The sequence below is a fragment of the Pseudomonas sp. JV449 genome (genome assembly GCF_032424295.1).
Lineage (GTDB): Bacteria > Pseudomonadota > Gammaproteobacteria > Pseudomonadales > Pseudomonadaceae > Aquipseudomonas > Aquipseudomonas marginalis.
Map to the genome: position 1 here is coordinate 1 of NZ_VYKD01000014.1, position 12,490 is coordinate 12,490.

Here is a 12,490-nt window from a genome sequence, read left to right on the forward strand (position 1 = left end):
TGAAATACACCAAAAAAGTGGGAGGGGGCTACACCCCGATGGCCATGGGTATCGACACAACTTTGGCTCAACGCTGAACGCCCGGCAGATAGGGCACTGTGGTGAGCGGGCTTGTCCCGCGTTGGGCTGCGTAGCAGCCCCAAAACCAGTGTCTACAGAGTGTCTGATACACCGCATTCTTCTGGACTTGGGCTGCTACGCAGCCCAGCGCGGGACAAGCCCGCTCACCACAACAGCCCTATCTGCCGCGCGTTCAGCGTTAAACAGCCTCACCCCGCCTGCCGCAAATGCTCCATCGCCCAAACCGCCGCTTCCACCCGCGACCGCAACCCCAGCTTATGCAGCAAATTCTTCACATGCACCTTCACCGTGCCCTCGGTAATCCCCAGCTTATGCCCGATCACCTTGTTGCTGTGCCCACTGGCAATCGTCCTCAGCACCTGGCGTTCGCGCTCGGTCAATTCCACTGCCCCATGGGGCTGCGGCGAGCGCAGGGCCTGGGCCAGTACGCGGGTCAGGCCGGGGCTGATGACCAATGCGCCATGCAACGCGTCACGGATGTACTGGATCAACAACTCCGGCTCCATGTCCTTGAGCAGATAGCCATTGGCATCCAGGCGCAGCGCATCACGGATGTCGTCCTCGGCGTCGGACACGGTGAACAGCAGCACCTTGCCGGCATAGTTCATGGCGCGCAGGCGGCGCAGGGTTTCCAGGCCGTTCATGTGCGGCATGTTGTTGTCCAGCAGGACCAGGTCCGGTTGCAGCCCGTCGATCTGGTCCAGGGCTTCCTGGCCGTTGCCGGCTTCGCCGACCACTTGCAGGTCGTCTTCCAGTTCAAGCATCTGGCGCATGCCGTGGCGCATCATCGGGTGATCGTCGACCAGCAGGATACGGTGGCGGGTGAGGGTGTTCATGAGGCGGTGCCTTGTAGGGAGTGGCCGAGAAATTCCGGTTGGAAACGCAATTGCACGCGGGTGCCCTGGGGCTCGCGGGGGCTGATGTCGAGGCGGCCATGCAGGCTGCGGGCGCGCTCGTCCATGATGGTCAGGCCGTGGTGTTCGCGGGTGTCGACCTCACCGCAGAAGCCCCGGCCGTCGTCCTCGATGCTCAGGCTCACGGTCTCGCCTTCCTGGCGCAGTTGCAGCCAGGCGTTTTGCGCATGGGCATGGCGCAGGCAATTGGACAGGGCCTCGCGGGTGACCTGCAACAAGTGGATCTGTTCGCTGGCCGACAGTTGGAAGGCCAGGGCGTCCACATGCAGGTGCACCTGGAACTCACCACGCCGCGAGAACTCTTCGGCGGTCTCCTGCAGTTCCTGCACCAGCCCGGCATCGTGGATTTGCAGGCGGAAGGTGGTGAGCAATTCGCGCAGTTGGCGGTAGGCGTTGTTCAGGCCATCGCGCAGTTCGGCGGTGACGGTGGCCAGGGTTTCCACCGGTTCGCCACGGCGGATCAGGGTTTGCATGCGGCTGACCTGCAGCTTCATGTAGGACAGCGCCTGGGCCAGGGAATCGTGCAGTTCGCGGGCGATGATGGTGCGTTCGTCGAGCAGCAGCAGGCGGTGGTCCTGTTCACGCTGGCGCTTGAGCGACAGCGAGGTGCCGATCAGGTTGGCCAGGGCCTGGATCAGTTGTTTTTCCCAATCCTGGGGGGGATGGCCATCGTCGAAGTGGGCCTTGAGTTCGCCCAGTTCCGAGCCCTGGTTGCTGATGCTGAATACCTGGGGGAGCGCCACTTTCTGTTTTTGGCACGTTGCGCAATCACCGATGGCGCAGACGTTGCGGCTATCCCCTCCATTCAGGGAGAGCATCTGCTGGGCCGGCGCGAGGAAGTGCCCTTGCAGGCACAGCGACAGGCGCAACCCCGGCAGGCGTTTCTGGAAGCGCCGGATCAGTTCATCCAGGCCCTCGGCGTTCGCCAGGCGCGTGGCCAGGCTGCGGCTGCTCTGGTAAAGCAGCTCCAGGGCGGCGTTGGCTTGTTGCAGGTTGAGGGTTTTCTGCCGCACCTGGCTCTCCAGGGTGCGGTGGGAGTGTTCAATGGTCTCGGCCATGGCGTTGAAGCTCAGGGCCAATTGCCCCAGTTCATCCTCGGAGCGGTGATTGACCCGGGTCTTGAAGTCACCATCACGAAAGCGCCGGGTCGCGTGCACCAGTTCTTCCAGGGGGTTGACCACGCCGTACTGCAGTTCATACAGGCCGATCAGCAGGATGATCAGCGTGCTGAACAGCGCCAGGCCCTGGATGCCTTGCTGCCAGCCCTGTTTCTGTTCGCTGTGTTGTTGCAGGAGGCTGACGAATTGGTTCAGTTGCTCGACGAACCCCGGTGCGCTGGCCTGGAACAGCACCGCGTCGCCGCGTGCCAGCGCCGGGCGCAGATCGGTGTCCCAGCGCTGCTGGATCTGTTGGTAGCTCTGCAGCAGGGCGCTGCGCGGGCCGTCTTCGAGCACCGCCTTGAGCGATTGGCTGTCGAGGCGCCCTTGCAGGCTGTGGGTGATGGCGTCGATCTCGTCGGCAGGGGCCCCGGCGGCGAGTTTCCAGCTCAGGTGGTAGGTCTCCATGCGCACCGAGCCGGCGGTGTTGATGGCGGCCGCGTCGCCCTGGCTGAACCAGGCGATCAAGCCGGCGCTCAAGGAGCTGGCGAGGGCGAGAATGGCGATCAGGATTACCGCCAGGCCGGCGCGAGCGGGCAGGGAGCTGCGCAGCCAGTTAAACATGGCGGCGTGATCGAAGGGGGTTGAGAGCCTGCATGGCGGCACCTGCAAAGGGAAAAGGGCTGAAAAACCGCAATCCCTGGCGCACTACCTCTAAAGAGTTGCCGGCCAACCCTCCCACGGGAAAACGCCGGCACAAGAGACCAATCCATTGATAAATAAAGACTTTCTCTTGTTGTTAGGACTACCTCCTTAGAGGTATGTGGGGCCAGCATAGCCCCATACCCCCCAGGCGGACGTTGACCTGGGTCAAGTTCCACGGGGGTGTCGCCCCTAACCTGCGCCCATGGAATCACTTTCTGGAGCGCATACCGTGACTCAACCCCGTATGAGACAAGGCCTGGTGCTGGGCATGAGCACACTCGCCTTCACCGTCTGCTTTATGGTGTGGATGATGTTCGCCGTGTTGGGCGTGCCCATCAAAGAGCTGTTGCAACTCAACGAAACCCAGTTCGGCCTGTTGGCCGCCACGCCGGTGTTGACCGGTTCCCTGGTGCGCCTGCCCCTGGGCCTGCTGACTGACCGCTTCGGCGGGCGCATCGTGTTCTTCCTGTTGATGCTCGCCTGCGTGCTGCCGCTGTACCTGATCACCTACGCCACCGCCTATTGGCAGTTCCTGGTGCTGGGTCTGTTCGTCGGCCTGGCCGGCGGTTCGTTTTCGGTGGGCATCGCCTACGTGGCCAAGTGGTTCGACAAAGAGAACCAGGGCTTTGCCATGGGCGTGTTCGGCGCCGGCAACGCGGGCGCCGCCGTCACCAAGTTTCTGGCCCCGGCGCTGATCGCCCTCGGCACCTGGCACCTGGTGCCCAAGGTGTTCGGCGCGATCCTGTTTATCACCGCGCTGCTGTTCTGGTTCCTCACCAGCGAGAACAAGACCCACCGCAGTGGCGGCGGCGCCAGCCTGCGCCAGCAGTTGCTGTGCCTGAAAGACCCGGCCGTGTGGCGCTACTGCCAGTACTACTCGATTGTGTTCGGCGGCTACGTGGCCCTGGCGCTGTGGATGACCAAATACTACGTGCAGGAATACGGCTTCAGCCTGCAAAGCGCCGCGCTGCTGGCCGCGTGTTTCTCCCTGCCCGGCGGCGTGCTGCGTGCGGTGGGCGGCTGGATGTCCGACCGCTGGGGTGCCCAGAGCGTGACCTGGTGGGTGCTGTGGGTGAGCTGGATCTGCCTGTTCCTGCTCAGCTACCCGCAGACCCAATTGCAGGTGCAGACCGTCAACGGTCCCCTGGATTTCCACATCGGCCTCAACGCCACCCTGTTCACCGTGCTGTTGTTTGTGATGGGCATCGCCTTCGCGTTCGGCAAGGCCTCGGTGTTCAAGTACATCGCCAATGACTACCCACAGAACATGGGCGCGGTGTCCGGCATCGTCGGCCTGGCCGGTGGCCTGGGCGGCTTTGTGCTGCCGATCCTGTTTGGCGCCCTGGTGGACCTCACCGGCGTGCGCTCGTCTTGCTTCATGTTGATGTACGGCGTGGTCTGGGTGTCCCTGACCTGGATGTACTTCAGCGAAATGCGCAAGCAACCGCTGTTGGGCAAAACCGCCCAACCTCTCCAAGGAGAATGAACATGTCCATCGCGCAAAAGCCCGGCTCGGGGCCGGTGATCCACGACTGGCGCCCTGAAGACCCGGCGTTCTGGGGCGCCAGCGGCAAGAAGACCGCGACCCGCAACCTGTGGATCTCGATTCCCGCGCTGTTGCTGGCCTTCGCCGTGTGGATGGTGTGGAGCACGGTGATCGTGCGCCTGAACGCCATCGGCTTTACGTTCACCACCGACCAGCTGTTCTGGCTGGCGGCGTTGCCGGGCCTGTCCGGTGCCACCTTGCGGGTGTTCTACTCGTTCATGGTGCCGATCTTCGGCGGCCGCCGCTGGACCGCCCTGAGCACCGCGTCGCTGCTGCTGCCGTCGCTGTGGATGGGCTTTGCGGTGCAAGACCCCAACACCCCCTACAGCGTGTTTGTACTGATCGCGCTGCTGTGCGGTTTCGGCGGCGGCAACTTCGCCTCGAGCATGTCCAATATCAGCTTCTTCTACCCCAAGTCGCAGCAAGGCACGGCCCTGGGCCTGAACGCCGGCCTCGGCAACCTGGGGGTGTCGGTGATGCAGTTCTGCGTGCCGCTGGTGATCACGTTCGGCGTGTTCGGCCTGGTGGGCGGTCAACCGCAGACCTTGGCGGATGGCAGTCAACTCTGGCTGCAGAACGCCGGTTTCATCTGGGTGCCGTTTATCCTCACCGTCACCGTGGCGGCCTGGTTCGGCATGAATGACCTGTCCAGCGCCCGCGCTTCGTTCAGCGAGCAGGCGGTGATCTTCAAGCGCAAGCACAACTGGCTGATGTGCTGGTTGTACCTGGCGACTTTCGGCTCATTCATCGGCTTTTCGGCGGCGTTCCCGCTGCTGATCAAGACCTCGTTCCCCGATGTGGTGGCACTGAAATTCGCCTTCCTCGGCCCGCTGGTCGGTGCCCTGGTACGCCCACTGGGCGGCTGGCTGGCGGACAAGCTGGGCGGCGCACGGGTGACCTTGTGGAACTTCGTGCTGATGATCGTGATGGTGTTCGGCGTGCTGCACTTTTTGCCGCAGAACGGGCAGGGCGGCAGCTTCTACGGTTTCCTCGGCATGTTCATGCTGCTGTTCATCACCACCGGCGTCGGCAATGGCTCCACCTTCCGCATGATCCCGGTGATCTTCCGCACCCAGCACGAGAAGGCCAGTGCCGGTAAATCCGCCGCCGAGCGCGAGCAGGCGATCAAGGATGCCGGCAAGGAATCCGCCGCCGTGCTGGGCTTCAGCTCGGCCATGGGTGCCTTCGGTGCGTTCTTCATTCCCAAGTCCTTCGGCACGTCCATGGCCGCCACCGGCAGCCCGGCGATGGCCTTCTACATGTTTGTCGGTTTCTACCTGAGCTGCATTGTCGTGACCTGGTGGTGGTACGCCCGCAAAGGCTGCGCCACACCCTGCTGATCGACCACGAATTCGCGGGGCAACGCACCCCACGGCACGCCTGATGAGGAAAGCATCATGAGTCACTTACTGGATCAACTGCGGTTCTTCAACCGCAAGCAAAACGAATTCTCCGACGGTCACGGCGAGACCCGTAAGGAGTCCCGCGACTGGGAGAACGTCTACCGCTCGCGCTGGCAGTACGACAAGATCGTGCGCTCCACCCACGGCGTTAACTGCACCGGCTCGTGCTCGTGGAAGATCTACGTGAAGAACGGCCTGATCACCTGGGAAACCCAGCAGACCGACTACCCGCGCACCCGCAACGACCTGCCCAACCATGAGCCGCGCGGCTGCCCACGGGGGGCCAGCTACAGCTGGTACATCTACAGCGCCAACCGCCTCAAGTACCCGAAGATCCGCAAGCCGCTGCTCAAGCTGTGGCGTGACGCGCGCCAGACCCTGTCGCCGGTGGAGGCGTGGGCGAGCATCGTCGAGGACAAGGTCAAGGCCGACTCGTACAAGAGCAAGCGCGGCATGGGCGGTTTCATTCGCTCGAACTGGGAAGAGGTCAACGAGATCATCGCCGCCTCCAACGTCTACACCATCAAGCAATACGGCCCGGACCGCATCGTCGGCTTCTCGCCGATCCCGGCCATGTCCATGGTCAGCTACGCGGCGGGTTCGCGTTACCTGTCGCTGATCGGCGGCGTGTGCCTGAGCTTCTACGATTGGTACTGCGACCTGCCACCGGCCTCGCCGATGGTGTGGGGCGAGCAGACCGACGTGCCGGAATCGGCCGACTGGTACAACTCCAACTACATCATCGCCTGGGGTTCCAACGTCCCGCAGACCCGTACCCCGGACGCACACTTCTTCACCGAGGTGCGCTACAAGGGCACCAAGACCGTGGCCATCACCCCCGACTACTCGGAAGTAGCCAAGCTCACCGACCTGTGGCTCAACCCCAAGCAGGGCACCGACGCCGCGTTGGCCCAGGCCTTCAACCATGTGATCTTCAAGGAATTTCACCTGGATAAACCGAGCGCCTACTTCACCGACTACGCCAAGCGCTTTACCGACTTGCCGGTACTGGTGATGCTCAAGCCGATGACCGGGTTCGCCCCTGGCGCCGGCTTCCAGCCTGACCGCTTCCTGCGCGCCTCGGACCTCACCGGCAACCTCGGCCAGGACAACAACCCGGAATGGAAAACCATTGCCCTCGACGAGAGCGGTGAGTTGGTCTCGCCACAAGGCTCCATCGGCTACCGCTGGGGCGAGAAGGGCAAGTGGAACATCCTCGCGAAGGAGGGCGGTGAAGGCCGCCCCATCGACCTCAAGCTCAGCCTTATCGGTGACGACGTCGCCGAAGTGGCCTTCCCGTATTTTGCCGGCGAAGCCCACGAGCACTTCCAGCACGTGGCTGGCGATGCCGTGCAGTTCCGCCGCGTGCCGGTGCACAGCGTGACCCTGGCCGACGGCAGCGTGGCCAAAGTGGCGACGGTGTTCGACTTGTCCGCCGCCAACCTGGCCATCGACCGTGGCCTGGGCGGCCAGAACGTGGCCAAGGACTACGACGACGCCAGCGTGCCGGGCACCCCGGCGTGGCAGGAAGCGATCACCGGCGTCAGCCGCGAGAAAGCCATCCAGATCGCCCGTGAGTTCGCCGACAACGCCGACAAGACCAAGGGCCGTTCGATGATCATCGTCGGCGCGGCGATGAACCACTGGTACCACATGGACATGAACTACCGCGGGCTGATCAATATGCTCATGCTCTGCGGTTGCGTCGGCCAGACCGGCGGCGGCTGGGCCCACTACGTCGGCCAGGAAAAACTGCGCCCGCAATGCGGCTGGCTGCCCCTGGCCTTTGGCCTCGACTGGAACCGCCCGCCACGCCAGATGAACGGCACCAGCTTCTTTTACGGGCACAGCTCGCAATGGCGCCACGAGAAGATGAGCATGCATGACGTGCTCTCGCCGCTGGCCGACAAATCGCAGTTCCCGGAACACGCCCTGGACTACAACATCCGCGCCGAACGCGCCGGCTGGTTGCCGAGTGCGCCACAGCTCAACACCAACCCGCTGCACATCTGCCGTGATGCGGCCGCCGCCGGCATGACGCCGAAAGACTACGTGGTCAAGTCCTGGCAGGACGGCAGCCTGCGCTTCGCCTGCGAACAGCCGGACAGCCCGGTGAACTTCCCGCGCAACATGTTTATCTGGCGCTCCAACCTGCTCGGTTCCTCGGGCAAGGGCCATGAGTACATGCTCAAGTACCTGTTGGGCACCAAGAACGGCGTGATGAACGAAGACATCGGCCACAGTACCGAATGCAAGCCCACCGAGGCCGAATGGGTCGAGGACGGCGCCATCGGCAAGCTCGACCTGGTGACCACCCTGGACTTCCGCATGTCCTCCACCTGCGTGTATTCCGACATCGTCTTGCCGACCGCCACCTGGTACGAAAAAGACGACATGAACACCTCGGACATGCACCCGTTCATTCACCCGTTGTCGGCGGCCATCGACCCGGCGTGGGAGTCGCGCTCCGACTGGGAAATCTACAAGGGCATCGCCAAGGCGTTCTCGGCCATGTCGGTCGGCCACCTGGGCGTGGAGCAAGACCTGGTCACCGTCCCGTTGATGCACGACAGCGTCGGCGAACTGGCCCAGCCGTTTGGCGGCACCGACTGGAAAAGCGCCGGTGTGGCGCCGGTTCCGGGCAAGAACGCGCCGAACATGGCAGTGGTGGAGCGGGACTACCCGAACATCTACAAGCAGTTCTCGTCCCTGGGTCCGATGCTGGAAAAACTCGGCAACGGCGGCAAGGGCATCAACTGGAACACCGATGAAGAAGTCGAGTTCCTCGGCGAGCTGAACCATCACGAAAGCGCGGCGGGCATCAGCCACGGCCGGCCGAAAATCGACACGGCCATCGACGCCGCCGAAGTGATCCTGTCCCTGGCCCCGGAAACCAACGGCAAGGTCGCCTTGAAAGCCTGGGCCGCGCTGTCGGAATTCACCGGCATCGACCACAGCCACCTGGCGATCTCCAAGGCCCACGAAGCGATTCGCTTCCGCGACATCCAGGCGCAGCCGCGCAAGATCATCTCCAGCCCGACCTGGTCAGGCCTGGAAGACGAGCACGTGAGCTACAACGCCGGCTACACCAACGTGCATGAAAACATCCCATGGCGCACCATCACCGGCCGCCAGCAGTTCTACCAGGATCACCCGTGGATGCAGGCGTTCGGCGAGCAGTTGATGAGCTACCGGCCACCGGTCAACACCCGCACCATCGAAGGCGTGAAGGGCAAGCGCAGCAATGGCGAGACCGAGATTGTGCTGAACTGGATCACCCCGCACCAGAAGTGGGGCATCCACAGCACCTACAGCGACAACCTGCTGATGCTCACCCTGAGCCGTGGCGGACCGATCGTGTGGCTCTCGGAAATCGACGCCAAGCGTGCCGGCATCGAAGACAACGACTGGATCGAATGCTTCAACGTCAACGGTGCATTGACCGCCCGTGCGGTGGTCAGCCAGCGCGTCAAGGAAGGCATGGTGATGATGTACCACGCCCAGGAACGCATCGTGAACGTGCCGGGTTCGGAAACCACCAAGACCCGTGGCGGCCACCACAATTCGGTAACCCGCGTGGTGCTCAAGCCGACCCACATGATCGGCGGCTATGCCCAGCAGGCCTACGGTTTCAACTACTACGGCACGGTCGGTTGCAACCGCGATGAGTTTGTCGTGGTGCGCAAGATGGCCAAGGTCGACTGGCTCGATGGCTCCAGCGGCGATGACTTGCCGCGCCCATTGCCGACTGACATCGAGGAGAACTGAGATGAAAATTCGCTCACAGATCGGCATGGTCCTCAACCTGGACAAATGCATCGGCTGCCACACCTGTTCGATCACCTGCAAGAACGTGTGGACCAGCCGTGAAGGCATGGAATACGCCTGGTTCAACAACGTCGAGTCCAAGCCCGGCATCGGCTACCCCAAAGAGTGGGAAAACCAGGACAAGTGGAAGGGCGGCTGGGTGCGCAACGCCAACGGCTCGATCAACCCACGCATCGGTGGCAAGTTCCGCGTGTTGGCGAACATCTTCGCCAACCCCGACCTGCCGAGCCTGGACGACTACTACGAGCCGTTCGACTTCGACTATCAGCACTTGCACACCGCGCCATTGGGCGAGCACCAGCCGACCGCACGCCCGCGTTCGCTGGTGTCCGGCAAGCGCATGGAAAAGATCGAGTGGGGCCCGAACTGGGAGGAAATCCTCGGCACCGAGTTCGCCAAGCGCCGCAAGGACAAGAACTTCGACCAGATCCAGGCCGACATTTATGGTGAGTACGAAAATACCTTCATGATGTACCTGCCGCGTCTGTGCGAGCACTGCCTCAACCCGGCGTGTGCGGCATCCTGCCCGAGCGGTGCGATCTACAAGCGTGAAGAAGACGGCATCGTGCTGATCGACCAGGAGAAGTGCCGGGGCTGGCGCATGTGCATCAGCGGCTGCCCGTACAAGAAAATCTACTTCAACTGGAAGAGCGGCAAGTCCGAGAAGTGCATCTTCTGCTACCCGCGTATCGAAGCCGGTATGCCGACCGTGTGCGCCGAAACCTGCGTGGGTCGGATTCGCTACCTCGGTGTGCTGCTGTACGACGCCGACCGCATCAGCGAAGTGGCCAGCACCGCCAACGAGCAGGACCTGTACGAGAAGCAACTGGAAATTTTCCTCGACCCGAATGACCCGGCGGTGATTCGTCAGGCCCTGGCCGATGGCGTGCCGCAGTCGGTGATCGACTCGGCCCAGCGTTCGCCGGTGTACAAAATGGCCGTCGACTGGAAGTTGGCACTGCCGCTGCACCCGGAATACCGCACCTTGCCGATGGTCTGGTACGTGCCGCCGCTGTCACCGATCCAGAACGCCGCCGCGGCCGGCACCGTGGGCATGAACGGGGTGATCCCGGATGTGGACAGCCTGCGTATTCCGCTGCGCTACCTGGCGAACATGCTCACCGCCGGCGATGAAAAACCGGTCAAGCGTGCACTCAAGCGCTTGTTGGCGATGCGCGCCTACAAACGCTCCCAGCAAGTCGATGGCGTACAGGACCTGCAAGTGCTCGAAGACGTCGGCCTGAGCGTGGAGCAGGTGGAAGAGATGTACCGCTACCTGGCCATCGCCAACTACGAAGACCGCTTCGTGGTACCGAGCGCCCACCGTGAAGACGCCATGAGCGACGCGTTCGCCGAACGCTCCGGCTGTGGTTTCAGCTTCGGCAGCGGTTGCAGCGGCAGCTCCGACACCAACATGTTCGGCGCCAAGAAAGCCAACCGCCGTGACGTGCTGAAAACCGTCCAGATCTGGGAGGACTGAGCCATGCGCATTCTTAAAGTGATTTCGTTGCTGCTGGACTACCCCACTGAAACCTTGGTGAACGGTCGCGATGAACTGGAGCAGGCGATTCTCGAATCCCGGGAAATCAGCCCCAAGCAGCGCGGTGCGTTGTTCGAGCTGCTGGAACTGATCTGCGCCAATGACCTGATGGACGGCCAGGAACACTACGGCGCGCTGTTTGGCCGGGGCCGTTCGCTGTCGCTGTTGTTGTTCGAACACGTGCACGGCGAGTCCCGCGACCGTGGCCAGGCCATGGTCGACATGATGGCCCAGTACGAAGAAGCCGGGTTTGCCATTGGCGTCAAGGAGCTGCCGGATTATATCCCGCTGTACCTGGAGTTCCTGTCCACCCGCGAAGACATCGAGGCCCGCGAGGGCCTGGCGGATGTGGCGCACCTGTTGGCCTTGCTCGCTGCGCGTCTGGACGAGCGTGAGAGCGGCTATGCCAGTTGCTTCCGTGCGCTGTTGCAGATTGCCGGCGCCGAGCCGCACCAGGCCGTGGCCGAACTGCGCGCCCAGGTCGCCGCCGAACCGCGGGACGACTCCCTCGAAGCCCTGGACAAAATCTGGGAAGAGGAGGCGGTGGACTTTATGCAGGCTGAGCAACAGGACCGCTGCGGCTCGATGCCAAGCGCCCCCGGCAAGGCCCGCGAAGAAAGCGCGGTGCCGTTGCATTGGGTGGATTTTCAGCAAGAAGGCCGGGCCGCAGCGCCCGCCGGGGAGGTGGGTAATGTCTAAGTGGAATTTGCTGGTATTCGGGGTGTACCCCTATGTGGCCCTGGCGATCTGCCTGTTGGGCAGTTGGGCGCGGTTCGACCTGTCGCAGTACACCTGGAAGGCCGGTTCCAGCCAGATGCTCAACAACCGGGGCATGCGCGTGGCGAGCAACTTTTTCCACATCGGCGTGCTGTTCGTGCTGGCCGGGCATTTTGTCGGCCTGCTGACCCCGGCGTCGGTCTACCACCATGTGATCAGCACTGAGAACAAGCAGTTGCTGGCGATGGTCTCCGGTGGCTTTTTCGGCCTGCTGTGCCTGGTGGGCTTGCTGATGCTGGTCAAGCGTCGCCTGGGCGATCCGCGCGTGCGGGCGACCTCGAGCCCGTCGGACATCCTGATCCTGTTGGTGCTGCTCGCGCAGTTGCTGCTGGGCCTGCTGACCATCGTCGCCTCCACCGGGCATATGGACGGCTCGGTGATGGTGATGCTCGCCGACTGGGCGCAGAACGTGGTGCTGTTGCGGCCGGTGGAAGCGGCCGAGTCGATTGCGCCGGTGTCGCTGATCTACAAGGCCCACGTGGCGCTGGGCTTGACCCTGTTTGTGCTGTTCCCGTTTACCCGCCTGGTGCACATGGTCAGCGCGCCGATCTGGTACCTGGGGCGTCGTTATCAAATCGTGCGGCAGAAGTATTGAGGAG

Annotated in this window: 8 protein-coding genes; 6 read left to right on the forward strand and 2 right to left on the reverse strand. The window is 63.0% G+C overall.

The window, feature by feature from the left end; translation table 11 throughout:
* Window positions 1-269: 269 nt before the first annotated feature.
* Both narL and F6S08_RS12690 read right to left on the reverse strand, forming a co-directional pair.
* Window positions 270-917: a two-component system response regulator NarL gene (narL, locus tag F6S08_RS12685; protein WP_315871669.1), complete on the reverse strand. Its 648-nt coding sequence runs from the start codon at window positions 915-917 to the stop codon at window positions 270-272.
* Window positions 914-2,716: a HAMP domain-containing protein gene (locus F6S08_RS12690; RefSeq protein WP_315871670.1), complete on the reverse strand. Its 1,803-nt coding sequence runs from the start codon at window positions 2,714-2,716 to the stop codon at window positions 914-916. The genes narL and F6S08_RS12690 overlap by 4 nt, the downstream gene beginning before the upstream one ends.
* Window positions 2,717-3,026: 310 nt before the next feature.
* On the opposite strand from F6S08_RS12690, the gene F6S08_RS12695 reads away from it, so the two are divergent.
* The 6 genes from F6S08_RS12695 to narI are packed head-to-tail and all read left to right on the forward strand — an operon-like array spanning window position 3,027 to window position 12,486.
* Window positions 3,027-4,283: an MFS transporter gene (locus tag F6S08_RS12695; RefSeq protein WP_141690804.1), complete on the forward strand. Its 1,257-nt coding sequence runs from the start codon at window positions 3,027-3,029 to the stop codon at window positions 4,281-4,283.
* A 2-nt stretch (window positions 4,284-4,285) separates the two neighbouring features.
* A complete protein-coding gene (locus F6S08_RS12700; protein WP_315871671.1) occupies window positions 4,286-5,683 on the forward strand; it encodes a NarK family nitrate/nitrite MFS transporter in 1,398 nt (465 codons plus the stop codon).
* Window positions 5,684-5,740: 57 nt separating this feature from the next.
* The gene (locus F6S08_RS12705; protein ID WP_074847054.1) at window positions 5,741-9,514 is read left to right on the forward strand and encodes a nitrate reductase subunit alpha; all 3,774 of its coding nucleotides are present in this window, start codon (window positions 5,741-5,743) and stop codon (window positions 9,512-9,514) included.
* Window position 9,515: 1 nt separating this feature from the next.
* Complete coding sequence (gene narH / locus F6S08_RS12710) at window positions 9,516-11,054, forward strand: nitrate reductase subunit beta (RefSeq protein ID WP_027607174.1); 1,539 nt, start codon at window positions 9,516-9,518, stop codon at window positions 11,052-11,054.
* Between the two features lie 3 nt (window positions 11,055-11,057).
* Entirely contained in the window at window positions 11,058-11,813 is a 756-nt protein-coding gene (gene narJ / locus F6S08_RS12715) for a nitrate reductase molybdenum cofactor assembly chaperone (protein ID WP_065948143.1), read from the forward strand.
* The gene (gene narI / locus F6S08_RS12720; protein WP_065948144.1) at window positions 11,806-12,486 is read left to right on the forward strand and encodes a respiratory nitrate reductase subunit gamma; all 681 of its coding nucleotides are present in this window, start codon (window positions 11,806-11,808) and stop codon (window positions 12,484-12,486) included. Before narJ ends, narI begins: the two co-directional genes overlap by 8 nt.
* Window positions 12,487-12,490: the final 4 nt, after the last annotated feature.

Bases quoted from the DNA above. Each gene is read 5' to 3' on its own strand.
- narL (WP_315871669.1), bottom strand. From the start codon at position 917: ATGAACACCCTCACCCGCCACCGTATCCTGCTGGTCGACGATCACCCG.
- F6S08_RS12690 (WP_315871670.1), bottom strand. From the start codon at position 2,716: ATGTTTAACTGGCTGCGCAGCTCCCTGCCCGCTCGCGCCGGCCTGGCG.
- F6S08_RS12700 (WP_315871671.1), top strand. From the start codon at position 4,286: ATGTCCATCGCGCAAAAGCCCGGCTCGGGGCCGGTGATCCACGACTGG.
- F6S08_RS12705 (WP_074847054.1), top strand. From the start codon at position 5,741: ATGAGTCACTTACTGGATCAACTGCGGTTCTTCAACCGCAAGCAAAAC.
- narH (WP_027607174.1), top strand. From the start codon at position 9,516: ATGAAAATTCGCTCACAGATCGGCATGGTCCTCAACCTGGACAAATGC.
- narJ (WP_065948143.1), top strand. From the start codon at position 11,058: ATGCGCATTCTTAAAGTGATTTCGTTGCTGCTGGACTACCCCACTGAA.
- narI (WP_065948144.1), top strand. From the start codon at position 11,806: ATGTCTAAGTGGAATTTGCTGGTATTCGGGGTGTACCCCTATGTGGCC.